Genomic DNA, 25,716 nt, shown 5'->3' with positions numbered 1-25,716 from the left:
GAGAAACTCGTTTAGCTTCAAACACTTGACTCGCTGCGATCTCTCGTAGCGGGAGGCGAATAATACAGCGTTTAAAACCGCTGTCAACCTTCATCTCAACCGCCATCGATCATTCGATCGAAGCGCTTCCAACCTCGCCGTAACTACCTAACTCGTTGAATTTCAAAGAGTTTGTCGTTCCGATGCCGCTGGAAGTGGGGCGCATTATAAGGGGATTCGAAACCCCGTCAACCTTTAATTTCAGGAAACTTCAGGATCGCTGAAAACAAAGCGGGGAGGCCTGTCGGCCTCCCCGCTTCTATATAGCTACCCCTGCAGCAGTCACTCCGCCTTCAGGGTAACCCGCGCAAACGACTTTTTACCCGCCTGGCACACATGGGTCGCGCCGAGGACAAAGATGAAGTCTTTGTCGACCACCGCACCATCGACTTTCACTGCCCCACCATTGAGCAGGTCACGCGCCTGGGCCGAATTCTTGACCAAGCCCGCACGGTTCAGCACCGCAGCTATCGGCAGGTCCTCGGCAGCAGCCACTTCAATCTCCGGCAGGTCTTCCGGCAACTCGCCCTCTTTCATGCGGTTGCCCGCCGCGCGATGAGCATTGGCCGCCGCTTCCTCGCCATGGAAACGCGCAACGATCTCTTCGGCCAGCTTGATCTTGATGTCACGCGGGTTCGCGCCATTGGCCACGTCGGCGCGGAATTGATCGATCTCTTCCATCGAGCGGAAGCTCAGCAGCTCGAAGTAACGCCACATCAGTGTGTCCGGGATCGACACCAGCTTGCTGTACATCACGCCCGGCGCCTCCTGGATGCCGACATAGTTGCCCAGCGACTTGGACATCTTCTTCACGCCATCAAGCCCTTCGAGCAATGGCATGGTCACGATGTTCTGTGCTTCCTGCCCATAGGAACGCTGCAGCTCGCGCCCCATCAGCAGGTTGAATTTCTGATCGGTCCCTCCCAGCTCCACATCCGCCTTCAGCGCCACGGAGTCGTAACCCTGCACCAGCGGGTAAAGGAACTCATGAATGGCGATCGGCTGGTTGGTGGTGTAGCGCTTGTCGAAGTCATCACGCTCGAGCATGCGTGCAACGGTGTACTGCGATGCCAGACGGATGAAGTCCGCCGGGGTCAGCTGGTCCATCCAGGTCGAGTTGAACGCGACTTCAGTCTTGGCCGGGTCGAGGATCTTGAAGACCTGCTGCTTGTAGGTCTCGGCATTCTCCAGCACCTGCTCGCGGGTCAGCGGTGGGCGCGTGGCACTCTTGCCGCTCGGGTCACCGATCATGCCAGTGAAGTCACCGATCAGGAAGATGACCTGATGCCCCAGCTCCTGGAACTGGCGCAGCTTGTTGATCAGCACCGTGTGCCCCAAGTGCAGGTCAGGCGCAGTCGGGTCGAAGCCTGCCTTGATACGCAGAGGCTGGCCACGCTTGAGCTTCTCGACCAGTTCCGACTCGACCAATACCTCTTCCGCACCGCGCTTGATAAGCGCCAGCTGCTCTTCAACCGACTTCATAGACAGACCCGCAAGGCTCAGATTCAAAGGGAGCCAACCATACAAGATCGGCCATCAATTACAAGTTTCGAAATGAAATGTGACCCGACCGACGCGTCACGGCGTCTACGCGCCCTTGCGCGAAAGCGGATTTGGTTATATTTTATACAGTTATTTCATCTTCATCATGTCATTCATCTTTTCCATATTCATTTTTCTTCAAAGTCACCTTACCTATGACCAACGAAACGCCTAAAGCGCCCCCGCTTTATCCGAAAAGCCATCTGTTGGCCGCCAGCGGTATCGCCGCCCTGCTCAGCCTGGCACTGCTGGTATTTCCCTCCAGCGAGGTCGAAGCCAAAAAGACCACCCTCAGCCTGGAGCTGGAAAGCCCGGCCGAGCAGTTGAAGGACGAATCCAGCACCACGCCGCTGGTCCAGGCTCAGGGCGATCAGGGCTCCCCCTTCGCACAGATCGACGGCGCCGAGACCAGCACCGAGCAGGCAGCACAAGAAGCGCCGGCCACCGAGAAAACGCCTGAGGCCAAGGAGCCAGGTCACCGCGAAGTGACCGTATCCCGTGGCGACACCCTGTCCACCCTGTTCGCCAAGGTAGGTCTACCGGCCAATGCCGTGCACGACCTGCTGGCCAGCAACAAGCAAGCCAAGCAGTTCAGTCAGCTCAAGCATGGCCAGGTGCTGCAGTTCGAACTCGACAAGGATGGCCAACTGGCCAGCCTGCACAGCAAGGTCAGCAACCTCGAAACCATCCGCTTGACCAGGACCGCCAAGGGCTACACCTTCGATCGCGAGATCAGCAAGCCGGTGGTCCGCACCGCTTACGCCCATGGCGTGATCAAAAGCTCGCTGTCGGCATCTGCCCAGCGCGCCGGACTTTCCCACAGCATGACCATGGACATGGCCAAGGTGTTGGGCTACGACATCGACTTCGCCCAGGATATCCGCCCGGGCGACGAGTTCGACGTGGTCTACGAGCAAAAGGTCATGGACGGTAAGGTGGTCGGCACCGGCAACATCCTGTCCGCACGCTTCACCAACCGCGGCAAGACCTACACCGCCGTGCGCTACACCAACAAGCAGGGCAACACCAGCTACTACACCGCTGACGGCAACAGCCTGCGCAAGGCTTTCATCCGCACCCCGGTCGACTTCGCCCGCATCAGCTCGCGCTTTTCCGCCGGCCGCAAGCACCCGATCCTGAACAAGATTCGCGCGCACAAGGGCGTGGACTATGCCGCCCCGCGTGGCACGCCGATCAAGGCAGCCGGTGATGGCCGCATCGAACTGGCTGGCCGCCGCGGCGGTTATGGCAACACCGTGATCATTGCCCACGGCAACAGCTACAAAACCCTTTACGGTCACATGCAGGGCTTCGCCAAGGGCATCAAGACCGGCAGCAACGTGAAGCAGGGGCAGATCATTGGCTACATCGGTACTACTGGTCTGTCGACCGGCCCGCACCTGCACTACGAGTTCCAGGTAAACGGCGTGCACGTCGACCCGCTGAGCCAGAAGGTGCCGATGGCTGATCCGATCGCCAAGAACGAACGCCAGCGCTTCATGCAACAGAGCCAACCATTGATTGCCCGCATGGACCAGGAAAAGGCCACCATGCTCGCGGCCAACAAGCGCTGACCCATGGCGCTTTATCTGGGGGTGATGTCCGGTACCAGCCTTGATGGCCTGGATATCGCCCTGGTCGATCAGGGCGAACAGCTTCAGCTGCTCGCCACTCACTACCTTCCCATGCCGACCGACCTGCGCCAGCAACTGCTCAGCCTCTGCAGCAGCGGCCCTGACGAGATTGCCCGCGCCGCGCTGGCAGAGAACCACTGGGCCAGCCTGGCAGGTGAAGGCGTACGGCAGTTGCTCGACAAGCAAGGGCTGCCGGCCGAGGCCATTCGCGCCATCGGCAGCCATGGCCAGACCATCCGCCATGAGCCGGCTCGCGGCTTTACCGTGCAGATCGGCAACCCGGCGCTGCTCGCCGAGCTTACCGGTATCAGCGTGGTCGCCGATTTTCGCCGCCGCGATGTAGCCGCAGGGGGCCAGGGCGCCCCCTTGGTACCAGCCTTCCATGAAACCCTGTTCGGCCACCTCGGCCAGCGCCTGGCGGTCCTCAATGTGGGTGGTTTCAGCAACCTGAGCCTGATCGAAGAGGACAAGCCCGTGCATGGCTTCGACTGCGGGCCCGGCAACGTGCTGCTGGACGCCTGGATCGAGCGCAAGCGTGGTCAGGCTTATGACGCGGATGGTGCCTGGGCGGCCAGCGGCATCGTGCAGGGCGATCTGCTCAGCCGCCTGCTGAGTGACCCGTTCTTCGCCGGCACCGGTCCGAAGAGCACCGGCCGAGAAGTGTTCAACCTGCCATGGCTGGATGGCCACCTGGCGAGTCTACCGAGCTACCGTGAAGAAGATGTCCAGGCCACTCTGCTGGAGCTGACTGCGCGCGGCATCGTCGAATCGTTGCAGAACGCCCAGCATGGCACCGAGGCACTGCTGGTCTGCGGCGGCGGCGCTCGCAATGGCGCCCTGATGAATCGGCTTGCCGAACTGCTGCCCAAGGCCCGGGTAACCAGCACCGGTGCCCATGGCGTGGATCCGGACTGGGTCGAGGCCATGGCCTTTGCCTGGCTCGCCCACTGTTGCCTCGAGGGCATTGCTGCCAATCGACCCAGTGTGACAGCGGCCAGGGGGTTACGCGTACTCGGCGCGATCTACCCCGCCTGACCCCAAGCCAGAAAGCAAAACGCCGCGCAATAGCGCGGCGTTTTCGTACAGCCTGGGCTCAGATCGAGAACGAAGAACCGCAACCGCAGGTGGTCGCCGCATTCGGGTTCTTGATCACGAAGCGCGAACCTTCCAGGCCTTCCTGATAGTCCACTTCGGCACCGGCGAGATACTGGAAGCTCATGGGGTCGACCACCAGCGAAACGCCTTCACGCTCGACAATGGTGTCGTCTTCAGCCACGTCCTCATCGAAGGTGAACCCGTACTGGAAGCCCGAGCAGCCGCCACCGGTGACGAACACGCGCAGCTTGAGGCGGTCATTGCCTTCTTCGGAAACCAGGTTCTTCACCTTTTGCGCGGCGCCGTGGGTGAATTCCAAAGCCGTAGGGGTGAAGGTTTCGACGCTCATGTTGATTCTCCCGGCGCGGTAGCCGCCATAAAACTCGATGACGCGCATTATCCGCTTCTCCGAGAAAATTGGTCAAGAATTGTGCGGCTTTAGTCGCGACAAACAAAAAGGCCCGCACTGGGCGGGCCTGTTCCATCAGCGAGCGCTTACGGCAGCAGGCCGGCATGGGAAAGGCCCATGCGCTCGTCCAGGCCGAACAGGATGTTGAGGTTCTGCACCGCCTGGCCCGAAGCCCCTTTGACCAGGTTGTCGATTACCGACAGCACCACCACCAGATCCCCCCCCTGCGGGCGATGAACGGCGATACGGCAGACGTTGGCTCCGCGCACGCTGCGGGTTTCCGGGTGGCTGCCGGCCGGCATCACGTCGACGAACGGCTCGTCGGCGTAGCGCTTTTCAAACAGCGCCTGCAGGTCGATCGACTTGTCGGCGACGGTCGCATACAGAGTGGCGTGAATGCCACGGATCATCGGAGTCAGGTGCGGCACGAAGGTCAGCCCGATATCCCTGCCAGCGGCCAGGCGCAGGCCCTGGCTGATTTCAGGCAGGTGACGATGGCCCTTGACCGCGTAGGCCTTCATGCTTTCGCCTGCCTCGCAGAACAGCGAACCCACCGCTGCACCACGGCCAGCGCCGCTGACGCCGGACTTACAGTCGGCAATGAGGCGCGAGGGGTCGGCCAGGCCAGCTTCGAGCAGAGGCAGGAAGCCCAGCTGGGTAGCGGTCGGGTAGCAACCCGGCACGGCAATCAGGCGTGCCTGGCGGATCTTTTCACGGTTGACCTCAGGCAAACCGTAGACGGCGTCCTTGAGCAGCTCTGGCGCGCCATGTGGCTGGCCATACCATTTGCCCCACTCGGCTGCATCCTGCAGGCGGAAGTCGGCGGACAGGTCGATCACCTTGGTCCCGGCCGCCAACAGCTCGCCAGCCAGGGCATGGGCGACCCCGTGCGGCGTGGCGAAGAACACCACGTCGCAAGCGGCCAAGGTTTTACTGTCCGGCACGCTGAAAGCCAGGCCGTCATAGTGGCCGCGCAGGTTCGGATACATGTCGGCGACCGCCACGCCCGCTTCGGAGCGCGAAGTGATGACCGCCACTTCGGCCTGAGGATGCTGTGCCAGCAGACGCAACAGTTCGACGCCGGTGTAACCCGTGCCGCCGACGATACCGACCTTGATCATAACGCTTGCCCCTTATCAACGAGCCGTCTGGAAAGCGCACGATGATAGGGGGGCAAAGCGGCTGTAACAACTCTTGGGGTGCCCCTTCGAGCGCTTGAGCTCTACTATCTGACGACCGTGATTACCTGAAGGAACTCCCTCCATGCTTTACCTATGGATCAAAGCGCTGCATATCGTCAGCGTGGTCTGCTGGTTCGCCGGCCTGTTCTACCTGCCCAGGCTGTTCGTTTACCACGCCCAGAGCCAGGACAGCATCAGCCAGGAACGCTTCGTTACCATGGAGCGCAAGCTGTACCGCGGCATCATGAACCCGGCAATGATCGCCACTTACGTGTTTGGCGCCTGGATGCTCTACCTGACACCCGGATGGCTGAGCCAGGGCTGGCTGCATGCCAAGCTCACCCTGGTGATTCTGCTGACCGGCTACCATCACATCTGTGGCGCTCAGCGCAAACGCTTCGCCGCTGGCAACAATACCCGCAGCCACGTCTACTACCGCTGGTTCAACGAGGTGCCCGTACTGTTCCTGCTGGGCATCGTGATGCTCGTGGTGGTCAAACCGTTCTGACATAACAGATGGAGCCTGATCCATGTCCCTGCCCGCTTCGCTTGAACAACGCCTGCGCTTGCCTGTGGTGGCAGCGCCGATGTTCCTGATTTCCAACCCCGAGCTGGTACTGGCCTGCTGTGGCAGTGGCGTGGTTGGCAGTTTCCCGGCGTTGAACCAACGTGACAGCACCAGTTTCAAGGCCTGGCTGGAAGAAATCGAGGCGGGACTGGCACAGTTGCAGGCGCCAGCACCCTATGCGGTGAACCTGATCGTCCACCCGACCAACCCGAGGTTACAGGCTGACCTCGCACTGTGCGTCGAGCACCGCGTACCCATTGTCATCACCAGCCTCGGCGCCGTGAAGGAGGTGGTGGATGCAGTGCACGGCTATGGCGGCCTGGTGTTCCACGACGTCACCACCCGCCGTCACGCCGAGAAAGCCGCCGACGCCGGCGTCGACGGCCTGATCGCCGTGGCAGCCGGCGCCGGTGGCCATGCCGGTACCTGGAGCCCGTTCGCGCTGGCGGCCGAGATCCGCCAGTTCTTCGACAAGACCCTGCTGCTGGCCGGCTGCATCAACCACGGCCACGAGATTCTCGCTGCACAATTGCTCGGTGCCGACCTGGCCTACATGGGCACGCGCTTCATTGCCACCCACGAAAGCCATGCCCAGGCAGCCTACAAGCAGATGCTCCTTGAGGCCCAAGCCGCAGACATCATCCACACGCCTGCCGTCTCCGGCATTCCGGCCAGCTTCCTGCGCCCCAGCCTTGAACAGGCCGGGTATGACATGGCGGCACTGAAATCCGCTCACGAACAAGGCAAGCTCAAGCCGATCGACGATGAAGCCAAGGCCTGGAAGACCGTCTGGTCGGCCGGCCAGGGCGTCGGCGAAATCCATGACTTGCCTGCAGCCGCCACACTGATCGAGCGCCTGCACGGCGAGTACCGCGCCGCCTTGGCGCGTTCCCAGGCGTTGCGCGACAAGGCCTTGTAGCAAAAGGCAACAACTCGCCCGGCCAGGCTGTACACTAAGCGCCCTCTTCAGCCTCCAGGAGCCTTGCATGACCCGTTACGCCATGATTACCGGAGCTTCCAGCGGCCTGGGCCTGGCCCTGGCGGAAGCACTGGCACGGCGCGGGCGCAACCTGATCCTGGTGGCACGCCATCGAGAAACGTTGGAGCCGATAGCGCTCGAGCTGGCCCAGCGCTTCGGCGTCGAAGTGCTGCTGCGCGCCTGTGACCTCAGCCAACCCCTGCGGCTGTCCGGTTTCGTACTGGAACTGGAAGAAGGCGAGCGACGCATCGACCTGCTCGCCAACTGCGCCGGCCAGCGGACCTATGGCCCGTTCCTGGCCCACGAGTGGGCCGACGAGCAGGACTTGCTTGAGGTCAACATCCTTGCCCTGAGCCGACTGTGCCACGCCATTGGCAACCTGATGGCGGTGCAAGGTGGCGGGCAGATCCTCAACGTCGCCGGCCTGGCCGCCGCGGCACCGGGGCCGGGCATGGCCACCTATGCCGCCAGCAAAGCCTATGTGATGCATTTCAGCGAAGCGCTGCGAGAAGAGCTCAAGCATGCTGGCATCAAGGTCTCGGTGCTTTGCCCCGGCCCGGTACGTTCGTCGCGCCGGCGCATCCCCCGGCTTGAAGGCAACAGCCGTTGCCTGAGCCCTGAGGAAGTGGCGTTGTACACGGTGCGCGCATTGGCGAAAAATCGCGCAGTGATCATGCCGGTACGGCGTAATCGCTGGCTGGCCTTCGCTCCGCGCCTGCTGCCGCGCTGGTTGACACGCAAGCTGGCCGGCTTCATCCATCGCCGTTACTGCCCGGTTGGCATGGAATAGCCACTGGGCGAGTGACGCCCGGCTGAGTACACTCGGCCGACACTCACCATGGAGCAAGTGCTGTGGAAGATCTATTCATCAAGATCATCAACCGGGAGATCCCGGCGAAGATCATTTACGAGGACGACCAGGTTCTGGCGTTCCATGACATCGCGCCGCAGGCGCCGGTGCATTTTCTGGTCATCCCGAAGAAGCGCATCCGCACCCTCAATGACCTGACCGAAGAGGACAAGGGCCTGGCCGGCCACATCCTGTTTACCGCCCAGCGCCTGGCCAAGGAACTGGGCTGCGAGGATGGCTTCCGCGTGGTCATGAACTGCAACGAGCTAGGCGGCCAGACCGTCTATCACATCCACATGCACGTGCTTGGCCAGCGCCAGATGCACTGGCCGCCGGGCTGACCCAAGGCAAGCTCCTCCTGAGCGATTGAGGTAAACTGTCGGGCATCACTTCAGCGGAGGTGCCCGATGGCTACCGAACGTCACTACTCGCCGCTCGACCGCTTGTTGCTGCAGGCCGATACCGCCATGCGCACCTTGCTACCCTTCAGCGGCCAACCCTCCCGTCCCTCGCCGGCGATCATCCAGCCTGATGCGGAACTGGATGACAACCAGACCCGCCACATTGCCGGGCTGATGCGCATCAACCATACCGGCGAAGTCTGCGCCCAGGCGTTGTATCAGGGCCAGGCCCTGACCGCCAAGCTGCCGCAAGTGCGCAAGGCCATGGAACAGGCTGCCGAAGAGGAAGTCGACCACCTGGCCTGGTGCGAACAACGCATCCGCCAGCTGGGCAGCCACCCGAGCGTGCTCAACCCACTGTTCTACGGCATGTCATTCGGCATTGGTGCTCTCGCCGGCCTGGTCAGCGACAAAGTCAGCCTGGGTTTCGTCGCCGCTACCGAGCATCAGGTCTGCAAGCACCTGGACGAACACCTGGAACAGCTGCCGCAGGAAGACGAGAAATCCCGCGCCATCCTCGAACAGATGCGCGTGGATGAAGAACAGCACGCCGAGTCTGCGCTTGAAGCTGGCGGCTACCGCTTCCCGATGCCGGTGCGTTTCGGCATGAGCCTGCTGGCCAAGGTCATGACCAAAAGTACCTACCGCATCTGACAAGGACACACGCATGAGGGACCGTATCGACGCCAAGGACCTGGCGCGCGCCGTGCAAGCCGGCATTCTGCAGCCCGGCCAAGACCAGGCCTTGCTGGCTTTCCTGCGCCAGCAAACGCCAGCCCAGGGCAGTTTCCAGCTTGCCCATGTCGCCTTTTACTTCGGCGCCCTGCTGATCATGGGGGCAATGGGCTGGCTGCTCACCGAAGCCTGGATGACCATGGGTGACGGGGCCTTGCTGGCCATCGCCACGCTTTATGTCGTTCTGCTCACCTCGTTCGCCCTCAACCTGAAGGGGCGCAAGCAACCGGTTGCCGCCGGGGTACTGGCCGCCGTCGCGGTCAGCATCGTGCCGTTGGTCGTGTTCGCCATCGAGCGCCTGACGGGCTGGTGGCCACTGGATGATGCGCAAGCGGACTATCACCAGTACTACACCTACGTGCAGGGCGGCTGGCTGCTGATGGAGGCCGCCACCGTGGTTGCCGGGCTGCTCATGCTGCGCCTGGTTCCCTACCCCTTCGTGGTGATGCCGATCGCCGTGGCCCTGTGGTTCATGTCGATGGACCTGAGCGAATGGGTGTACGGCTCGCCCTTCTCCTGGGAACAGCGGCGCACGGTGTCACTGTGGTTCGGGCTCGGCTTGCTTCTGGTATTCCTGATCGTCGACGGGCGTACCCGCGAGGACTATGCCCACTGGGGCTATCTGGCTGGCCTGGCGGCATTCTGGGGCGGGCTGACGATGATGGAAAGTGACAGTGAACTGGGCAAGGCGCTGTACTGCCTGATCAACTTGGCCTTGATGGGGGCTGCGGTGTTGTTGCGCCGGCCGGTGTTCATGGTGTTCGGCGCGCTGGGGGTAGCAGCTTATCTGGGTTATCTGTCTTACGACGTGTTTGCCGAGTCGCTGCTGTTCCCGCTGGTGCTGACCTTCATCGGGCTGGGGGTGATCGGCCTGGGGTTGGGGTATCAAAAGCGGCGGGAGCAGTTGAGCCGGGCGGTCAGAAGCAGTTTGCCGGCATGGTTGCTGAGCGCCTTCCCGGCCCTGCGTGACTGACTGGGGCTCGCCGGGGCCGCTGTTCGGCCCCGATCGTCGGACTCAGCCCAGCTCTACGATTTCATAGCCATGGGTGATTTCAACACCGGCACGCTCGAGCATGATCGACGCCGAGCAGTACTTCTCAGCCGACAGCTCCACCGCACGCTTGACCTGAGCCTCTTTCAGCCCTCGCCCTTTGACCACGAAGTTCATGTGGATCTTGGTGAACACCTTCGGGTCTTCACTGGCACGCTCGGCGTCCAGGAACGCTTCGCAGCTTTCCACCGCCTGGCGCGACTTCTTCAGGATGCTCACCACGTCGAAGCTGCTGCAGCCCCCAAGGCCGAGCAGGAGCATTTCCATCGGGCGCACGCCCAGGTTGCGGCCGCCCGCCTCGGGCGGGCCGTCCATCACCACCACGTGGCCGCTCCCCGATTCACCGAGGAACATCGCTTCACCGGCCCACTGGATGCGTGCCTTCATCTGTCCGTACTCCTGGATTCGCAAAAGGGTGTCAGCTTAAGCCTTGTATGCCTGTCGGAAAAGCTCAATGCGAGTCGCTTTAGTGGCAAAACTTCAAGCGCTGTCTGATAAGCTGGCGCCAATTGACTGGCGCGTCGCGTCAGACAAGGTTTAGAAGAGCCTATGCCTCGCCTCGAACAGGATTTCGTGATGGTTGCCTCAGCCCTACCCGCCAAGATCAAGAACATCGACAAACTGCTGGTTCATTGCCAGCGCCGCCGCTACACCGCCAAAAGCAATATCATCTGCGCAGGCGACCGTGCCGAAACGCTGTCGTTCATCATCAAGGGCTCGGTCACCATCCTGATCGAAGACGACGAAGGTCACGAGATGATCATCGCCTACCTCAACCATGGCGACTTCTTTGGCGAACTGGGGCTGTTCGAACCGCTCGGTGGCGAACAACAGCGCAGCGCTTGGGTGCGGGCCAAGACCGAGTGCGAAGTCGCCGAGATCAGCTACGAAAAGTTTCGCGAACTGGCCCGCCTGGACCCGGAGATTCTCTACGCCCTGGGCAGCCAGATGGCCCAACGCCTGCGCAACACCACACGAAAGGTTGGCGACCTGGCCTTCTTTGACGTCACCGGTCGCGTGGCCCGTTGCCTGCTCGACCTGTGCAAGCAACCGGATGCCATGACCCACCCGGACGGCATGCAGATCAAGATCACCCGACAGGAAATCGGCCGCATCGTCGGTTGCTCGCGGGAAATGGTCGGCCGCGTCCTCAAGGACCTCGAGGAGCGCAGCCTGGTACAGGTCAAGGGCAAGACCATGGTGGTCTACGGCACTCGTTAATCTCTGGGAAGGGCTGCCAACACCTCGTCATAGGCCAGGGACAGGCGCTCGAACCAGGGTGCCTCAGGCGCCACTTCGTGCAAGGCGATATGGCTGTCGGCGCGGCAGCGTTGCTCCAGGTCGCAGCACTCATTGAAGCGGTTGACCGCTGCGACCATCGACTCGCGCTCGTTGTCCAGCAGCAGCGCACCATGCACCAGCACCACCGGGCGTTTGCCACCCAGGCCCTGGCGCCAGCGCTGGGCCGTGCCGACCAGCTTGCGGCCATTGAGGTTAACGTTGTAACGGCCATCGCAGAAAGCACCGTCGATTTCACCTACCGAAGCGACGCCGCCCCACTCGCGCAACACGTCGCACAAAGGCAAGCACAGACGCTCGTAGGCGCTTTCGATACGGCCATGGTCGCCTTCGCTGCGCGGGGCCACGTAGACCAGCGCAATGTTCACCGTGGCGTGCGACTGCGGCACTGGCTCGCCGCCCGTTTCACGCAGCAGGATAGGCCAGCCGGCAATCGCCAGCTCGGCACATGCGGCTTCGAAGTTTTCCAGCCGGCTCATGCGCCGGGGCATGACCAGAGCGTGGTCGGTGGGGCGCCAGAACAACACGCCGCAATCGCGCTCGCCTCGGCAAACGGCAGCCAACAGCTCCTGCTCGGCTTGAAGGCCCTGTTCGACGGTCAGGGCCAGGGGTTGATCGGTCATTGATCCACCTTTGATGTTGGTTTCACCGACCTTTTACGGGCACGTCCGCGAAGAGGCCGGAACAGGCATACAAAAAAGCCGGCATAAAGCCGGCTTCGTTTCAATCAATCCAGCGTCTGAACGGTCTTCTTCACCTGATCCGGGAAGAACAACCGCTGCAGTTCCAGCCCCGGCTGCGGGGCGCGCATGAACGCCTCACCAACCAGGAACGAATACACCTCGTTGATTTCCATCAGTTCGACATCGGCGCGGTTGAGAATACCGCTCTCGGTAACCACCAGGCGGTCACGTGGGATGCGCGGCAGCAAGTCGAGGGTGGCTTCCAGGCTGACCTCGAAGGTGTGCAGGTTACGGTTGTTCACACCCACCAGCGGCGTATCGAGGTTGTTCAGCGCACGCTCCAGTTCACCGCTGTCATGCACTTCGACCAGCACGTCCAGGCCGAGGTCCTTGGCCACCGAGGCCAGCTCGACCATTTTCACATCATCCAGCGCCGACACGATCAACAGCACGCAGTCAGCACCCAGGGCACGGGCCTCGACGATCTGGTAGGGGTCGACCATGAAGTCCTTGCGGATCACCGGCAGCGAAACCGCGGCGCGCGCCTGCTGCAGGTACTCGTCCGCGCCCTGGAAGTAATCCACATCGGTCAGCACCGAGAGGCAGGTCGCCCCGCCCTTCTCGTAGCTGACGGCGATGTCCGCCGGCACGAAGTCTTCGCGGATCACACCTTTGCTCGGCGACGCCTTCTTGATTTCGGCGATTACCGCTGGCTGCTTGCGCTTGGCCTGCTCAATAAGCGCATTGGCAAAGCCACGTGGGGCATCCGCTGCCTTGGCCTTGCGCTCCAGATCGGCCAGGCTGACGCGCGCGCTGCGCTCGGCCACTTCCTGGAACTTGCGGGCGATGATCTTTTCCAGCACCGTCGGCACACTCATGCTTCGTTCTCCACCTTGAATACTGCAGTAAAGGCGCCCAGTTCCTGCAGTTTCTCCCAGGCCAGCCCGGTGTGCAGTACGTCGTGGGCCAGTTCCACGCCAGCCTTCAGGCTCATGGCATGGTCAGCGGCATACAGTGCCGCGCCAGCATTGAGCACGATCATTTCGGCGGCCTTCTGGCCGTTTTCGGTCTTGCGCCGGCCCAGGGCATCGCGGATCAGCTCCAGCGAAGCCTGCGGCGTCTCGACAGCCAAGCCATGCAGGCTCTGGCTCTTCATGCCGAGGTCTTCGGGTTCGACCCAATACTCAGTGATCTCGCCATTCTTCAGCTCGGCGACAAAGGTTGGCGCAGCCAGGCTGAACTCGTCCAGGCCATCCTTAGAGTGCACCACCAGCACATGCTTGCTGCCCAGGCGCTGCAGGACCTCGGCCAACGGGCGGCATAGCGCCTGGGTGAACACGCCGACCACCTGGTGCTTCACACCGGCCGGGTTCGTAAGCGGGCCGAGCATGTTGAACAGGGTACGCAGCCCCAGATCGCGACGCGGGCCAGCGGCGTATTTCATGGCACTGTGATGGCTCTGGGCGAACATGAAACCGATGCCCAAGCTGTCGATGCAGCGAGCGACCTGGGTCGGGGTCAGGTTCAGGTAGATACCGGCGGCTTCCAGCAGGTCGGCGCTGCCGCTCTTGCCCGACACGGCACGGTTGCCATGCTTGGCCACACTGCAGCCGGCAGCGGCGAGGACAAACGAGGAGGCGGTGGAAACGTTGAAGATGTTGGCGCCATCACCGCCGGTACCGACGATATCCACCACGCCATCGAGGCTTTTCAGTTCGACTTTGTCAGCCAGCTCGCGCATCACCGAGACCGCACCGACGATCTCGTCAATGCTCTCGCTCTTCATGCGCATGCCCATCAGGAAGGCGCCGATCTGCGCCTCGCTGCACTGGCCGGTCATGATCTGGCGCATGACATCACGCATTTCATCGGTGCTGAGGTCCAGGTGACCGACAATGCGGCCCAACGCGCTCTTGATATCCATGATCGATCCTTAGCGGCGGCCGCCGGTCTGCTTGAGGAAGTTGGCGAACAGCTCGTGGCCCTGCTCGGTGAGGATGGACTCGGGGTGGAACTGTACCCCTTCAATGTTCAAGGTCTTGTGGCGCAGGCCCATGATCTCGTCGACCGAACCGTCTTCATGGACAGTCCAGGCGGTGACCTCCAGGCAATCGGGCAGGGTTTCGCGCTTGACCACGAGGGAGTGGTAGCGGGTCACCGTGAGCGGGTTGTTGAGCTCGGCGAACACGCCGAGGTCGCGGTGGTGCACCGGGCTGGTCTTGCCATGCATGACCTGACGGGCACGCACCACATCACCGCCGAAGGCCTGGCCGATGGACTGGTGGCCCAGGCAGACCCCCAGGATCGGCAGCTTGCCGGCAAAATGCAGGATGGCTTCGATGGACACGCCCGCTTCGCTCGGCGTGCACGGGCCAGGGGAGACGACGATGCGCTCGGGCTTGAGGGCTTCGATCTCGGCGATGGTCATTTCGTCATTGCGAATGACCTTGACCTCGGCACCCAGCTCGCCAAGGTACTGAACAACGTTGTAAGTGAATGAGTCGTAATTGTCGATCATCAGTAACATCGGGCTAAACCTCTTGAATCTACTGACTTCAAAAAACGAACCTTCCTACACCGCCGCAGGCACGGTTTGGCCACGAAGGGCAGTCGCTAAACGGACAGGAAGGTAAACGGGGACAGGCCGGACTGGCCGGCAGGAGATAAAGTCAGGCGCGCCAACGCCAACGGGCGTGGGCCTTGATTACGCGCATCAAGAGTTTGCTGACGATCAACACAGGATAGGTCTCGCTCATACTTGCAGGCACAGTAGCCTACCGGGGCGGCTGGCGCAATATGCCCGTAAACACGGGGAAACGAATGGACTTGGGAGGGATGCAAAGCGATTTGCTAAGGTCGAGCAGCTACTCCTCATAAAAACAATGAAAAGGATGTTCAACGATGCGAAAAGCACCCCTGGTACGGTTTACCCTCGCCTCGCTGGCCTTGGCCTGCAGCCAGGCCTTCGCCGCGCCTTCGCCCTACTCCACATTGATCGTGTTTGGCGACAGCCTCAGTGATGCCGGGCAGTTTGGTGGCGCACGCTTCACCAACCGCGATGCCAATGGCGACTACGCCCCGGTGTCGCCGATGATCCTGGGCGGTCGGCTGGGCGTGAACCCGACAGCGCTCGGCCCCTCCACCTCCCCCGTCAATCCGTTGCTGGGGATTGCCGATGGCAACAACTGGGCGGTCGGCGGCTACACCACCCAGCAGATCCTCGATTCGATCACCACGACATCGGAAACCGTCATCCCGCCGGGCCGGGAAGGTGCTGGCCTTGTACTGCGTGAGCGCCCTGGCTACCTGGCCAATGGCCTGCGCGCCGATCCCGACGCGCTGTACTACCTGACAGGCGGCGGCAACGACTTCCTGCAAGGGCTGGTGAACAGCCCGGCCGATGCCATCGCCGCCGGCGGCCGTCTGGCCGCCAGTGCCCAGGCGCTGCAGCAAGGTGGGGCCCGCTACATCATGGTCTGGCTGTTGCCCGACCTCGGACAGACCCCGAACTTCAGCGGCACACCCCAGCAAAACCCGTTGTCGCTGCTGTCTGGTGCGTTCAACCAGTCGCTGCTCAGCCAACTGCGGCAGATCGATGCCGAAATCATCCCGCTGAACATTCCCGTGCTGCTGAGCGAGGCCCTGTCCAGCCCCGGTCAGTTCGGCCTGGCCGTCGGCCAGAACCTGGTTGGCACCTGCTACAGCGGCGAAGGGTGCGTGGAGAACCCGCTATATGGCATCAACGGCACAACGCCAGATCCGAGCAAACTGCTGTTCAATGACTCGGTACACCCGACCATTGCTGGCCAGCAACTGATTGCCGACTACGCCTACTCGATCATTTCTGCTCCTTGGGAGTTGACCCTGTTGCCGGAAATGGCTCACGCCAGCTTGCGTGCGCACCAGGACGAACTGCGCAATCAGTGGCAGTCACCCTGGCAGGCCGTCGGCCAATGGCAAGCTTTCGTCAGCACCGGTGGCCAGGACCTGGACTTCGATGACCAGCGCAGTGCTGCCAGCGCTGACGGACACGGCTACAACCTGACCTTGGGCGGCAGTTACCGTCTCAACGACGCCTGGCGCCTGGGCCTTGCCGGTGGTGCATACCGGCAGAAGCTGGAGGCCGGTGAACAGGACTCGGACTACAAGCTCGACAGCTACCTGGCCAGTGCCTTCGCCCAGTTCCGGCAAGACCGCTGGTGGGCCGATGCCGCGTTGAGCGCGGGCCATCTGGACTACCACGACCTCAAACGCACCTTCGCACTTGGCGTCAATGACCGCAGTGAAAAGGGTGACACCGATGGCGAGGCCTGGGCCGTGACTGCCCGGGTGGGCTACAACCTGGCGGCCGAAAGCAGCAGCTGGCAACTGGCACCTTTTATCAGTGCCGATTATGCGCGGGTAAAAGTGGATGGCTATGACGAAAAAAGCGGGCGATCGACTGCGCTGGGCCTTGATGATCAGGAGCGGACTTCGCGGCGCCTGGGCGTTGGGCTGCTAGGCAGCGTGCAGGTACTGCCGGGCACCCGGCTGTTTGCCGAGGTGGCGCAGGAGCACGAGTTCGAGGATGACCAACAGGATGTGACCTTGCACCTGACGACGTGGCCGGCCAATGACTTCACGCTGACTGGGTATACGCCGCACAGCGACCTGACCCGGGCTAGCCTGGGAGTGAGCCATGAACTGGTGGCGGGGGTGCATCTGCGCGGTAATTACAACTGGCGCAAGAGTGATGAACTGACCCAGCAGGGGGTGAGCCTGGGAGTGAGTGTGGACTTCTAGATCGTTGGGGCCGCTTTGCGGCCCTTTCGCGGCTAAAGCCGCTCCTATAGGTAGCGCACAGCATTGAAGCGGTGCATACCCTGGGACGGCTTTAGCCGCGAATGGGCTGCAAAGCAGCCCCAACCGATTTACTTGGCAGAGGTCTGCTCAGCCAGCGCCACGGCACGGAACATCGCCCGGCGCTTGTTGATGGTTTCTTCCCACTCCAGGGCCGGCACCGAGTCGGCAACGATGCCGCCACCTGCCTGCACATGCAGTTCGCCGTCCTTGATCACCGCGGTACGGATGGCAATCGCGGTATCCATGTTGCCGTTCCAGGCGAAATAACCGACCGCACCACCGTAGACGCCACGCTTGACCGGCTCGAGCTCGTCGATGATCTCCATCGCGCGGATCTTCGGTGCACCCGACAGGGTGCCCGCTGGCAGGATTGCCCGCAGTGCATCCATCGCGGTCAGGCCTTCACGCAGCTGGCCGGTCACGTTGGACACGATGTGCATCACGTTCGAGTAGCGCTCGATCACCATCTTCTCGGTCAGGCGCACGCTACCGGTCGACGAAACGCGACCCACGTCGTTGCGGCCCAGGTCGATCAGCATCAGGTGCTCGGCGATCTCTTTGTCGTCCGACAGCAGGTCGTCTTCCAGCGCCCGGTCCGCTTCTTCGGTAGCGCCTCGCGGACGGGTACCGGCGATCGGGCGCACGGTGACCAGGTTGTCTTCCACCCGCACCAGCACTTCCGGCGAGCTGCCGACCACATGGAAGTCGCCGAAGTTGAAGAAGTACATGTACGGCGTCGGGTTGAAGCAACGCAACGCGCGGTACAAGTCGATGGGGGCAGCCTTGAAGTCGATCGACATGCGCTGCGACGGCACGACCTGCATGCAGTCGCCGGCCAGGATGTACTCTTTGATCCGGCCTACCGCGTTCTCGTAATCGTCACGGGTATAGCTTGAACGGAATTCCGGCTCGGCAGCCATCGGCCCGCTCAGGTCCAGGCCACGGCGTGGGGTGATGGGCTGACGCAGCTTCTCCAGCAGGCCCTGCAGTTGCGCCTGACCTTGCTCGAAGGCCTGCTCTTGCGCCGGGTCAACCAGCACGATGGCGTGCATCTTGCCCGCCAGGTTGTCGAACACCACCACCGCGTCGGAAACCATCAGCAGAATATCCGGCACACCCAGCGGGTCCGGGTTCGGGCTGGCACCCAGGCGCTTCTCGACATAGCGCACGCAGTCATAGCCGAAGTAGCCGACCAGGCCACCGTTGAAGCGCGGCAGGCCAGGAATATCGGCGACCCGGTAACGGTCCTTGAAGCTTTCGACGAAGGCCAGCGGGTCCTCGACCTCGTGGCTTTCCACCTCCACGCCATCCTGCAGGATGCTCACGCGGTAGCCATGCACGCGCATGACGGTACGCGACGGCAGGCCGATCATCGAGTAACGGCCCCACTTCTCCCCGCCCTGCACGGACTCGAGCAGGTAGGAGTTGGCCTGGTCGGCCAGTTTCAGGTAGATCGACAGCGGCGTGTCGAAGTCGGCCAGGGTTTCACAGGCCAAAGGGATGCGGTTGTAGCCGGTAGCGGCCAGGCGCAGGAATTCTTCGCGGGTCATGGGTAGCCTCGTGGCAAGCAGCAATAGGATCGGGCAAGCGGACGGGCCGGCAGGCGCCGGCGGGCATGAGTCAGGCGCGCCAGCGCCAACGGGCCAGGGCCTTGATGACTTTCATCCAGAATTTGCCAGTGACCGCCACGGTGGACTCTCTGTCTTGTGAGGCTTGAAGGTCCGCCAACGTTATCCCAGTGGCCGGGTCTGCGCAACCAGGCAGCAGAGCCCGCAGGTCGTCGACCACCAGGCTGGGGGATTCCTCGGTGATTGGCCGGCCATGGTTGTAGCCATAGGTGAGACCCACACATTGCACCCCGGCCGCTTTGGCCGCCAGCACATCGCTGCGCGAATCGCCGACGAACAGCGACTGCTGCGGGCTGACGCCGGCCATCTGCATGACGAACAGCAGCGCCGCCGGGTCGGGCTTTTTCTGCGGCAAGGTATCGCCACCGATGATCCAGCGGAAGTAGCGCCCGATCTTCATTTGGTCCAGCAACGGTGCGACAAAGCGCTCCGGCTTGTTGGTGATCAGCGCCATTTCCACGCCCTGCTTCTGCAGCCAGCGCAGGGTGTCTTTCACGCCGGGGTAGAGCACGGTGAGCTCATGGTGTTCGGCGTAGGCGTCCATGAACAGCGCCAGGCCCTTTTCGGCCAGCGCATCGTCCACATCTTCATGCTCGATGCCACCGGCCAGCGCGCGGCGCACCAGTATCTGGGCGCCGTTGCCAACCCAGTGGCGCACCGCCTCAAGACCCGCTGGCGGGCGACCCAGTTCGAGCAGCATGCGATCCACGGCGGCGGCCAGGTCGGGTACCGAGTCGATCAGCGTACCGTCCAGATCGAACATCACCAGCCTGGGCAGCGTCCCCGGGAACAGCTGCTCGAAGCCACTCATGGGCGGGCCTGGGCCAGTTCGGCACGCATCTTGGCGATGACTTCCTGGTAGTCCGGAGCGTTGAAGATCGCCGAGCCGGCTACGAAGGTGTCAGCGCCAGCGGCGGCGATTTCGCGGATGTTGTTGACGTTGACGCCGCCGTCGATCTCCAGGCGGATGTCGCGGCCGCTGGCGTCGATCAGCGCACGCGCTTCGCGCAGCTTGTCGAGGGTGCCAGGGATGAACTTCTGCCCGCCGAAGCCGGGGTTGACGCTCATCAGCAGCACCATGTCGACTTTGTCCATCACGTACTTCAGGGCATCCAGGCTGGTGGCCGGGTTGAACACCAGGCCGGCCTTGCAGCCGCCGTCCTTGATCAGTTGCAGCGAGCGGTCGATGTGCTGCGACGCTTCCGGGTGGAAGGTGATGTAGGTGGCACCCGCTTCGATGAAGTCGCCGATGATGCGGTCGACCGGGCTGACCATCAGGTGCACGTCGATCGGTGCGGTCACGCCGTATTTGCGCAGCGCGGTGCAGACCATCGGGCCGATGGTCAGGTTGGGTACGTAGTGGTTGTCCATGACATCGAAGTGGACGATGTCGGCACCCGCGGCCAGCACCTTGTCGACGTCTTCGCCCAGACGGGCGAAATCGGCAGAGAGAATGGAGGGGGCAATAGCGTAGGGCTGCATGGCGCACCTGTTGGCAGAATCACGGTGGCGCGCATTGTAACTCAGGGAAGCGCATGAGGGCTGATTAGCGTCAACCTGCACTGGCCTCTTCGCGGCTCAAGCTGCGACCACAGAGGGGATGCGAACCCTGTGGAAGCGGCTTTGGCCGCGAAGAGGCCGGTACAGACACCGCATGATCAGGCAGGTTGTTGAGTCCTGAGCTTCTCGCTACGCCCGCGCAACCACTCCAGGGTCAGCAGCAGCACCACCGAGAAGGCAATCAACAGGGTCGCCGCCGCCGCAATGGTCGGGCTGAGGTTCTCGCGAATGCCGCTGAACATCTGCCGCGGCAGGGTCGCCTGCTCCGGTCCGGCGAGGAACAGCGTCACCACCACTTCGTCGAACGACGTGGCAAAGGCGAACAGTGCCCCCGAGATCACGCCAGGGGCGATCAGCGGCAAGGTCACCCGACGGAAGGTCAACAACGGCGAGGCGCCGAGGCTGGCAGCCGCACGCACCAGGTTGTAGTTGAAGCCCTGCAAGGTCGCCGACACGGTGATGATGACGAACGGCACGCCCAGCACTGCGTGCACCAGGATCAGCGAGGTGAAACTGTTGCCCATGCCCAGCGGGGCGAAAAACAGGTAGCTGGCCACGCCGATGATCACCACCGGTACCACCATCGGCGAAATCACCAGCGCCATCACCAACGATTTGCCCGGGAAATCGCCACGGGTCAGGCCGATCGACGCCAGGGTGCCAAACACCATGGCCAGCACCGTGGCCGCTGGCGCGACGATGATGCTGTTCTTCAATGCCCGCATCCACTCGGCGGAGGCGAAGAAGTCGTGGTACCACTGCAGCGAAAAGCCTTGCAGTGGATAGACCAGGAAACTGCCGCTATTGAACGACAGCGGCACGATCACCAGCACCGGCAACACCAGGAACAGCAGGATCAGGCCGCAGAGGATGCGCAGGGTGTAGAACCAGACCCGTTCGACGGGCGACATGTAGGGGCTCAGCATCTCAAGGTTCCTCAGCTCAGGCGCAGGCGGCTGGCGCCGACCAGCCAGCTATAGATCAGGTACAGCAGCACGGTCGCCAGCAGCAACAAGCCACCCAGGGCCGTGGCCATGCCCCAGTTGATGCTGGTGTTGGTGTAGAAGGCGACGAAGTAGCTGACCATCTGGTCGTTCGGGCTGCCGAGCAGCGCCGGGGTGATGTAATAGCCGATGGCCAGGATGAACACCAGCAGGCAACCGGCGCCGACCCCGGCGTAGGTCTGCGGGAAGTACACCCGCCAGAAGCTGGCAAACGGGTGGCAGCCCAGCGAAATCGCCGCACGCATGTAGCTCGGCGAAATACCTTTCATCACGCTGTACAGCGGCAGGATCATGAATGGCAGCAGGATGTGCACCATCGAGATGTACACCCCGGTGCGGTTGAATACCAGCTCCAGCGGCTGGTCGATGATGCCCATCGCCATCAGCGCACTGTTGATCAAACCGCCGGACTGCAGCAGCACGATCCACGCAGCGACCCGTACCAGGATCGAGGTCCAGAACGGCAGCAGCACCAGGATCATCAGCAGGTTGCTCTGCCGGGTCGGCAGGTTGGCCAGCAGGTAGGCCAGCGGATAGGCCAGCACCAGGCAGATGGCGGTGATCACCACACCCATCCACAGGGTGCGGGCAAAGATATCCAGGTAGATGGCCTGGTCGGGGGTGGCTTTGGCCAGCTCGCCAAGGTCATCGATGCGGTGGTCGAGCGACGCCAGCAGGTAGAACGAGGTCAGCGAGCTGGTATTGCGGCGGATCGCCTGCCAGTACGCCGGGTCGCCCCAACGCTCATCGAGTGCCTGCAAGGCATCCTTGTATGAGGCAGGCTCTGCCTTGAACGGCAGCGCCCGTGCGGTCTTGGCCAGCAGGCTGCGGTAGCCGGCCAGTTCCATGTTCAGGCGCTTGGAGAGGTCGCCCAGGGTCTGGTTCTTGCGCGACTCGGCCAAATCTTGGCTCAGCGCCTTGTAGACGTCTTCGCCGGGCAGGCTCTTGCCGTCCCACTGGCTGATCAACTCGACCGTGCGCGGCAGGCCGCCGACCACTTCCGGGTTGCCGACGCTCTTGTACAGCAGCGCCGCGATCGGCACCAGGAACACCAGCAGGAGAAACAGCGCCAGCGGCGCTATCAACGCCTGCGCCTTCCAGCGGTTGACCCGCTCGGCATGCTTGAGGCGCTGCTTGAGACTTGGACCTGCGCCTTCGTTGAGGGGCACTGCAATGGCCATGGCGAACTCCGCGATACAGGCTGAAATTGGGGCCGCAGCGCGGCCCCGCTTCCCGGTTTCTTACTTCTTCGCCGCCCAGGCGTTGAAGCGTTGCTCCAGCTGCTCGCTGTTGTCGGCCCAGAAGGCCACGTCGATCTGCACCTGATTGGCGATGTTCTCAGGCGTGGTCGGCATGTCTTTCTTCACCGCATCGGCCAGCAGCGGGACGGCCTTGGAGTTGGCCGGGCCATAGGCGATGTTCTCGGAGTAGGTCTTCTGCTGCTCGGGCTGCACGGTGTAGGCGATGAACTTCTTCGCCTCCTCCACATCCTTGGCGCCTTTCGGGATCGCCCAGGCATCGAAGTCGTAGATGCCACCGTTCCACACCACCTTGAGGTTGCTCTCTTTCTGCACGGCGGCGATGCGGCCGTTGTAGGCCGAGCTCATGACCACGTCACCCGAGGCCAGGTACTGTGGCGGCTGGGCGCCCGCTTCCCACCACTGGATGCTCGGTTTGAGCTCGTCGAGCTTCTTGAAGGCGCGGTCCACGCCCTCCTTGGTCCCCAGCACCTGATACACATCCTTCGGCGCCACGCCGTCGGCCATCAGGGCGAACTCGAGGGTGTACTTGGCGCCCTTGCGCAGGCCACGCTTGCCCGGGAATTTCTTGGTGTCCCAGAAATCGGCCCAGCTGGTCGGTGCGGTCTTGAGCTTGTCGGCGTTGTAGGCCAATACCGTGGACCATACGAAGAAGCCCACGCCGCATGGCTGGATGGCGCCCTTCACATAATCGGACTGGTCGCCGAACAGGGCCGGGTCGAGCTCTTCGAACATGCCTTCGTCGCAACCGCGGGCCAACTCTGGCGACTCCACCTCCACCAGGTTCCACGACACGCTGTTGGTGTCGACCATGGCTTTGACCTTGGCCATTTCACCGTTGTACTCACCCGCGACGATCTTGCCCTTGCCGGCCTTCTCCCATGGCTCGTAGAACGCCTTGACCTGGGCCGCCTTGTTGGCACCGCCGAAGGAGACCACGGTCAGGTCCGCCGCCATGCTCTGGCCAGCGGCGCACAGGCCGAGGGCCAGGGCGGTCAGTTTCAACTGCTTGCGCATTATTATTCTCTCCACAGTACAGGGTTGGTGAAGCAATCGATCAGTGGGCTTCGGCAATCGGATCGAGCGCGCGGGCGTGCTCCACCTCCCAGCCCAGGGGTACCACATCGCCCACGGCCAGCGCCGGGTCGAGCTCGGCGATCGGCTGTTTGACGAAGAAGTCGGCCTTGCCACAGACCTCCAGGCGCACCCGTACGTGGTCGCCCAGGTAGATGAACTCAGCCACGCGGCCAGAGAAGCGGTTGACGCAGCTTTCGCTGTGGCCGTTGAGGCGCACGCGCTCGGGGCGTACCGAAAGGGTCACCGGCTCGCCGGCCTGGCCGACATTCACCGCCAGCGCCTCGACCCGCTCGCCACGGGCCAGCTGCACCTGGCAACGCTTGCCATCGCTGGCCAGCAGGGTGCCGTTGATGCGGTTGTTCTCGCCGATGAAGTTGGCGACGAAGGTGTTGCAGGGCTCTTCATAGAGGGTGCGCGGGTCGGCGATCTGCTGGATTTCGCCCTGGTGGAACACCGCCACACGGTCGGACATGGTCAGTGCCTCACCCTGATCGTGGGTCACGTAGACCACGGTCACGCCCAGGCGCTGGTGAATGTGCTTGATCTCCATCTGCATGTGTTCACGCAGCTGCTTGTCGAGGGCGCCCAGCGGTTCGTCCATCAATACCAGCTGTGGCTCGAACACCAGTGCCCGAGCCAATGCCACACGCTGCTGCTGACCGCCGGAAAGCTGGCCGGGGTAGCGCTTGGCGAAAGCATCGAGCTGGACCATGTTCAGCACCCGCTTGACCCGTTCGCTGATGTCGGTCTTGCTCAGGCCGCGCACGGTCAGCGGGAAGGCCAGGTTCTCGGCCACGGTCATGTGCGGGAACAGTGCGTAGTTCTGGAACACCATGCCGATGTCGCGCTTGTGCGGCGGCACGTTGTTGATCGAGCGCCCGGCCAGCTGGATTTCACCGGCGGTCGGGGTTTCGAAACCGGCCAGCATCATCAGGCTGGTGGTCTTGCCCGAGCCGGAGGGGCCGAGCAGGGTGAGAAATTCACCCTTGCGAATGTCCAGGTTGAGGTTTTTGACGATCAGCGATTCGCCGTCGTAGCTCTTCTGCACACCACGGAAGCTGACCAGCGTCTCGCTGGTGGCAGCGTTCGAATTCGCCTCGCTCATGCCTGCACCTTCTTGTTGGAATGACTGCGTAGGCAAAAGAGTAAAAGAGCCGCCAGCGCCCGGAAATCGGCGCTGCTGAGAGAATGCCATCATCCCGCTGGAAGATTTGTTGTAGGGCAATCCCTACAAGGATGTCGCAATCAGACCAGCTTGTGCTCCATGGCGTACTTGACCAGCTCCGCCAGTGAATTGACCTTGAGCTTCTGCATCAGCCTGGCCTTGTGGGTGCTGATGGTCTTGCTCGACAGCGCCAGTTGCTGGGCGATGTCGTTGACGTTGGCGCCCTGGGCCAAGCGCTCGAACACCGAGAACTCGCGCTCTGACAACAGCGTGTGCAGTGGCCGGGTCTCAGTCAGCCCTACCTCGAAGACCATGCGGTCGGCCAGTGCCGGATCGATATAGCGCCCGCCGCCTGCCACCCGGCGAATCGCCGTGAGCAACAAGGCCGGGTCACTGTCCTTGGTCGCATAGCCAGCAGCGCCAGCTTTCAAGGCACGGGCAGCCATTTGCGCCTCATCGTGCATCGACAGCATCAGGATCGCCGGGGCATCGTGCAACGCGCGGATTCGCGGGATCGCCTCCAGGCCATTCACCCCCGGCATGGAGATGTCCAGCAACACCACCTCGCAAGGTGTGTGGCGCAGGGTTTCGAGCAACTGCTCGCCGTTCCCGGCCTCCCCCGCCACCTGCATGTCTTTGGCCAGGCCAATCAACTGTTTGATGCCTTCGCGGACAATGGTGTGGTCTTCGGCCACCAGCACTCGAATCACGCTCG

General features: G+C 62.5%; 26 protein-coding genes. 10 read left to right on the top strand and 16 right to left on the bottom strand.

Translation table 11 applies throughout. The annotated features are described in order from the left end of the window. Positions 1-321 precede the first annotated feature (321 nt). Positions 322-1,521 (bottom strand): tyrosine--tRNA ligase, encoded by a 1,200-nt coding sequence (tyrS, locus tag L6D64_RS13135; RefSeq protein ID WP_176506103.1) that lies wholly within the window; start codon positions 1,519-1,521, stop codon positions 322-324. 215 nt (positions 1,522-1,736) lie between these two features. Here tyrS and L6D64_RS13130 point away from each other — a divergent pair, with 215 nt between their 5' ends. Together L6D64_RS13130 and L6D64_RS13125 are read left to right on the top strand one after the other, a co-directional pair. After that, on the top strand, positions 1,737-3,155 hold the full coding sequence (locus L6D64_RS13130; RefSeq protein ID WP_176506102.1) for a peptidoglycan DD-metalloendopeptidase family protein: 1,419 nt from the start codon (positions 1,737-1,739) through the stop codon (positions 3,153-3,155). A 3-nt stretch (positions 3,156-3,158) separates the two neighbouring features. Continuing rightward, on the top strand, positions 3,159-4,250 hold the full coding sequence (locus L6D64_RS13125) for an anhydro-N-acetylmuramic acid kinase (protein WP_176506101.1): 1,092 nt from the start codon (positions 3,159-3,161) through the stop codon (positions 4,248-4,250). A gap of 58 nt (positions 4,251-4,308) precedes the next feature. On the opposite strand, the gene erpA is transcribed toward L6D64_RS13125, so the two are convergent. Together erpA and argC are read right to left on the bottom strand one after the other, a co-directional pair. Next, the gene (gene erpA / locus L6D64_RS13120) at positions 4,309-4,659 is read right to left on the bottom strand and encodes an iron-sulfur cluster insertion protein ErpA (RefSeq protein ID WP_015268740.1); all 351 of its coding nucleotides are present in this window, start codon (positions 4,657-4,659) and stop codon (positions 4,309-4,311) included. 146 nt (positions 4,660-4,805) lie between these two features. After that, the gene (gene argC, locus L6D64_RS13115; RefSeq protein WP_099813712.1) at positions 4,806-5,840 is read right to left on the bottom strand and encodes an N-acetyl-gamma-glutamyl-phosphate reductase; all 1,035 of its coding nucleotides are present in this window, start codon (positions 5,838-5,840) and stop codon (positions 4,806-4,808) included. Positions 5,841-5,982: 142 nt separating this feature from the next. Between argC and hemJ the strand changes: the two genes are divergently transcribed. The 6 genes from hemJ to L6D64_RS13085 all read left to right on the top strand — a co-directional run bounded on the left by hemJ (position 5,983) and on the right by L6D64_RS13085 (position 10,406). Next, a complete protein-coding gene (hemJ, locus tag L6D64_RS13110) occupies positions 5,983-6,408 on the top strand; it encodes a protoporphyrinogen oxidase HemJ (protein WP_176506100.1) in 426 nt (141 codons plus the stop codon). 22 nt (positions 6,409-6,430) lie between these two features. Beyond that, entirely contained in the window at positions 6,431-7,387 is a 957-nt protein-coding gene (locus L6D64_RS13105) for an NAD(P)H-dependent flavin oxidoreductase (RefSeq protein ID WP_176506099.1), read from the top strand. A gap of 67 nt (positions 7,388-7,454) precedes the next feature. Then, the gene (locus L6D64_RS13100; protein WP_176506098.1) at positions 7,455-8,237 is read left to right on the top strand and encodes an SDR family NAD(P)-dependent oxidoreductase; all 783 of its coding nucleotides are present in this window, start codon (positions 7,455-7,457) and stop codon (positions 8,235-8,237) included. Positions 8,238-8,299: 62 nt separating this feature from the next. Further along, positions 8,300-8,638: a histidine triad nucleotide-binding protein gene (locus L6D64_RS13095; RefSeq protein WP_176506097.1), complete on the top strand. Its 339-nt coding sequence runs from the start codon at positions 8,300-8,302 to the stop codon at positions 8,636-8,638. Between the two features lie 66 nt (positions 8,639-8,704). Then, on the top strand, positions 8,705-9,352 hold the full coding sequence (gene coq7, locus L6D64_RS13090) for a 2-polyprenyl-3-methyl-6-methoxy-1,4-benzoquinone monooxygenase (protein WP_176506096.1): 648 nt from the start codon (positions 8,705-8,707) through the stop codon (positions 9,350-9,352). 13 nt (positions 9,353-9,365) lie between these two features. Next, positions 9,366-10,406: a DUF2157 domain-containing protein gene (locus tag L6D64_RS13085; RefSeq protein WP_176506095.1), complete on the top strand. Its 1,041-nt coding sequence runs from the start codon at positions 9,366-9,368 to the stop codon at positions 10,404-10,406. A 42-nt stretch (positions 10,407-10,448) separates the two neighbouring features. Here the strand turns inward: L6D64_RS13085 and L6D64_RS13080 are convergent, their stop codons facing one another. Next, entirely contained in the window at positions 10,449-10,871 is a 423-nt protein-coding gene (locus tag L6D64_RS13080; protein WP_039602515.1) for an OsmC family protein, read from the bottom strand. A gap of 189 nt (positions 10,872-11,060) precedes the next feature. On the opposite strand from L6D64_RS13080, the gene crp reads away from it, so the two are divergent. Next, on the top strand, positions 11,061-11,705 hold the full coding sequence (crp, locus tag L6D64_RS13075) for a cAMP-activated global transcriptional regulator CRP (protein ID WP_176506094.1): 645 nt from the start codon (positions 11,061-11,063) through the stop codon (positions 11,703-11,705). Here crp and L6D64_RS13070 read toward each other — a convergent pair. The 4 genes from L6D64_RS13070 to L6D64_RS13055 all read right to left on the bottom strand — a co-directional run bounded on the left by L6D64_RS13070 (position 11,702) and on the right by L6D64_RS13055 (position 14,993). Then, positions 11,702-12,406, bottom strand: a complete 705-nt coding sequence (locus L6D64_RS13070) for a lipoate--protein ligase family protein (protein ID WP_176506093.1) — start codon at positions 12,404-12,406, stop codon at positions 11,702-11,704. The genes crp and L6D64_RS13070 overlap by 4 nt on opposite strands. Positions 12,407-12,510: 104 nt before the next feature. Continuing rightward, complete coding sequence (gene trpC / locus L6D64_RS13065) at positions 12,511-13,344, bottom strand: indole-3-glycerol phosphate synthase TrpC (RefSeq protein WP_176506092.1); 834 nt, start codon at positions 13,342-13,344, stop codon at positions 12,511-12,513. Further along, entirely contained in the window at positions 13,341-14,390 is a 1,050-nt protein-coding gene (gene trpD, locus L6D64_RS13060; protein WP_176506091.1) for an anthranilate phosphoribosyltransferase, read from the bottom strand. Before trpD ends, trpC begins: the two co-directional genes overlap by 4 nt. A 9-nt stretch (positions 14,391-14,399) precedes the next feature. Then, positions 14,400-14,993: an aminodeoxychorismate/anthranilate synthase component II gene (locus tag L6D64_RS13055; protein WP_176506090.1), complete on the bottom strand. Its 594-nt coding sequence runs from the start codon at positions 14,991-14,993 to the stop codon at positions 14,400-14,402. Positions 14,994-15,367: 374 nt separating this feature from the next. Between L6D64_RS13055 and estP the strand changes: the two genes are divergently transcribed. Continuing rightward, a complete protein-coding gene (estP, locus tag L6D64_RS13050) occupies positions 15,368-17,248 on the top strand; it encodes an esterase EstP (protein WP_176506089.1) in 1,881 nt (626 codons plus the stop codon). Positions 17,249-17,376: 128 nt separating this feature from the next. Here estP and trpE read toward each other — a convergent pair whose 3' ends face one another. The 8 genes from trpE to L6D64_RS13010 form a co-directional block, all read right to left on the bottom strand. Next, positions 17,377-18,858: an anthranilate synthase component I gene (gene trpE / locus L6D64_RS13045; RefSeq protein WP_176506088.1), complete on the bottom strand. Its 1,482-nt coding sequence runs from the start codon at positions 18,856-18,858 to the stop codon at positions 17,377-17,379. A 70-nt stretch (positions 18,859-18,928) separates the two neighbouring features. After that, complete coding sequence (locus tag L6D64_RS13040) at positions 18,929-19,747, bottom strand: phosphoglycolate phosphatase (protein WP_176506087.1); 819 nt, start codon at positions 19,745-19,747, stop codon at positions 18,929-18,931. Continuing rightward, positions 19,744-20,418 (bottom strand): ribulose-phosphate 3-epimerase, encoded by a 675-nt coding sequence (gene rpe, locus L6D64_RS13035; RefSeq protein ID WP_027917448.1) that lies wholly within the window; start codon positions 20,416-20,418, stop codon positions 19,744-19,746. Before rpe ends, L6D64_RS13040 begins: the two co-directional genes overlap by 4 nt. A gap of 176 nt (positions 20,419-20,594) precedes the next feature. Next, complete coding sequence (locus L6D64_RS13030) at positions 20,595-21,422, bottom strand: ABC transporter permease (RefSeq protein WP_054885205.1); 828 nt, start codon at positions 21,420-21,422, stop codon at positions 20,595-20,597. 11 nt (positions 21,423-21,433) lie between these two features. Then, positions 21,434-22,681, bottom strand: coding sequence for an ABC transporter permease (locus L6D64_RS13025; RefSeq protein ID WP_176506086.1), 1,248 nt, complete (start codon positions 22,679-22,681; stop codon positions 21,434-21,436). A gap of 60 nt (positions 22,682-22,741) precedes the next feature. Then, positions 22,742-23,776 carry an ABC transporter substrate-binding protein gene (locus L6D64_RS13020; RefSeq protein ID WP_176506085.1) on the bottom strand — a complete coding sequence of 345 codons (1,035 nt, stop codon included), beginning with the start codon at positions 23,774-23,776 and terminating at the stop codon, positions 22,742-22,744. Positions 23,777-23,816: 40 nt separating this feature from the next. Beyond that, on the bottom strand, positions 23,817-24,941 hold the full coding sequence (locus L6D64_RS13015) for an ABC transporter ATP-binding protein (protein ID WP_054885208.1): 1,125 nt from the start codon (positions 24,939-24,941) through the stop codon (positions 23,817-23,819). Between the two features lie 140 nt (positions 24,942-25,081). Beyond that, positions 25,082-25,711, bottom strand: coding sequence for a response regulator (locus L6D64_RS13010; protein ID WP_054885209.1), 630 nt, complete (start codon positions 25,709-25,711; stop codon positions 25,082-25,084). Positions 25,712-25,716 lie beyond the last annotated feature (5 nt).

Source organism: Pseudomonas urethralis (genome assembly GCF_021602465.1).
Lineage (GTDB): Bacteria > Pseudomonadota > Gammaproteobacteria > Pseudomonadales > Pseudomonadaceae > Aquipseudomonas > Aquipseudomonas vlassakiae.
The sequence above is the reverse complement of the archived record's forward strand: the minus strand, read 5'-3'. Positions and strand labels throughout refer to the sequence as shown.

What these genes read in the sequence shown, in the direction of transcription:
- crp (WP_176506094.1), top strand. Translation starts at nt 11,061, where the DNA reads ATGGTTGCCTCAGCCCTACCCGCCAAGATCAAGAACATCGACAAACTG.
- erpA (WP_015268740.1), bottom strand. Translation starts at nt 4,659, where the DNA reads ATGAGCGTCGAAACCTTCACCCCTACGGCTTTGGAATTCACCCACGGC.
- L6D64_RS13105 (WP_176506099.1), top strand. Translation starts at nt 6,431, where the DNA reads ATGTCCCTGCCCGCTTCGCTTGAACAACGCCTGCGCTTGCCTGTGGTG.
- L6D64_RS13100 (WP_176506098.1), top strand. Translation starts at nt 7,455, where the DNA reads ATGACCCGTTACGCCATGATTACCGGAGCTTCCAGCGGCCTGGGCCTG.
- L6D64_RS13025 (WP_176506086.1), bottom strand. Translation starts at nt 22,681, where the DNA reads ATGGCCATTGCAGTGCCCCTCAACGAAGGCGCAGGTCCAAGTCTCAAG.
- L6D64_RS13040 (WP_176506087.1), bottom strand. Translation starts at nt 19,747, where the DNA reads ATGAGTGGCTTCGAGCAGCTGTTCCCGGGGACGCTGCCCAGGCTGGTG.
- estP (WP_176506089.1), top strand. Translation starts at nt 15,368, where the DNA reads ATGCGAAAAGCACCCCTGGTACGGTTTACCCTCGCCTCGCTGGCCTTG.
- L6D64_RS13055 (WP_176506090.1), bottom strand. Translation starts at nt 14,993, where the DNA reads ATGTTACTGATGATCGACAATTACGACTCATTCACTTACAACGTTGTT.
- L6D64_RS13080 (WP_039602515.1), bottom strand. Translation starts at nt 10,871, where the DNA reads ATGAAGGCACGCATCCAGTGGGCCGGTGAAGCGATGTTCCTCGGTGAA.
- L6D64_RS13015 (WP_054885208.1), bottom strand. Translation starts at nt 24,941, where the DNA reads ATGAGCGAGGCGAATTCGAACGCTGCCACCAGCGAGACGCTGGTCAGC.
- rpe (WP_027917448.1), bottom strand. Translation starts at nt 20,418, where the DNA reads ATGCAGCCCTACGCTATTGCCCCCTCCATTCTCTCTGCCGATTTCGCC.
- argC (WP_099813712.1), bottom strand. Translation starts at nt 5,840, where the DNA reads ATGATCAAGGTCGGTATCGTCGGCGGCACGGGTTACACCGGCGTCGAA.
- hemJ (WP_176506100.1), top strand. Translation starts at nt 5,983, where the DNA reads ATGCTTTACCTATGGATCAAAGCGCTGCATATCGTCAGCGTGGTCTGC.
- L6D64_RS13070 (WP_176506093.1), bottom strand. Translation starts at nt 12,406, where the DNA reads ATGACCGATCAACCCCTGGCCCTGACCGTCGAACAGGGCCTTCAAGCC.
- tyrS (WP_176506103.1), bottom strand. Translation starts at nt 1,521, where the DNA reads ATGAAGTCGGTTGAAGAGCAGCTGGCGCTTATCAAGCGCGGTGCGGAA.
- trpC (WP_176506092.1), bottom strand. Translation starts at nt 13,344, where the DNA reads ATGAGTGTGCCGACGGTGCTGGAAAAGATCATCGCCCGCAAGTTCCAG.
- trpE (WP_176506088.1), bottom strand. Translation starts at nt 18,858, where the DNA reads ATGACCCGCGAAGAATTCCTGCGCCTGGCCGCTACCGGCTACAACCGC.
- L6D64_RS13125 (WP_176506101.1), top strand. Translation starts at nt 3,159, where the DNA reads ATGGCGCTTTATCTGGGGGTGATGTCCGGTACCAGCCTTGATGGCCTG.
- coq7 (WP_176506096.1), top strand. Translation starts at nt 8,705, where the DNA reads ATGGCTACCGAACGTCACTACTCGCCGCTCGACCGCTTGTTGCTGCAG.
- L6D64_RS13020 (WP_176506085.1), bottom strand. Translation starts at nt 23,776, where the DNA reads ATGCGCAAGCAGTTGAAACTGACCGCCCTGGCCCTCGGCCTGTGCGCC.
- L6D64_RS13030 (WP_054885205.1), bottom strand. Translation starts at nt 21,422, where the DNA reads ATGCTGAGCCCCTACATGTCGCCCGTCGAACGGGTCTGGTTCTACACC.
- L6D64_RS13130 (WP_176506102.1), top strand. Translation starts at nt 1,737, where the DNA reads ATGACCAACGAAACGCCTAAAGCGCCCCCGCTTTATCCGAAAAGCCAT.
- L6D64_RS13085 (WP_176506095.1), top strand. Translation starts at nt 9,366, where the DNA reads ATGAGGGACCGTATCGACGCCAAGGACCTGGCGCGCGCCGTGCAAGCC.
- trpD (WP_176506091.1), bottom strand. Translation starts at nt 14,390, where the DNA reads ATGGATATCAAGAGCGCGTTGGGCCGCATTGTCGGTCACCTGGACCTC.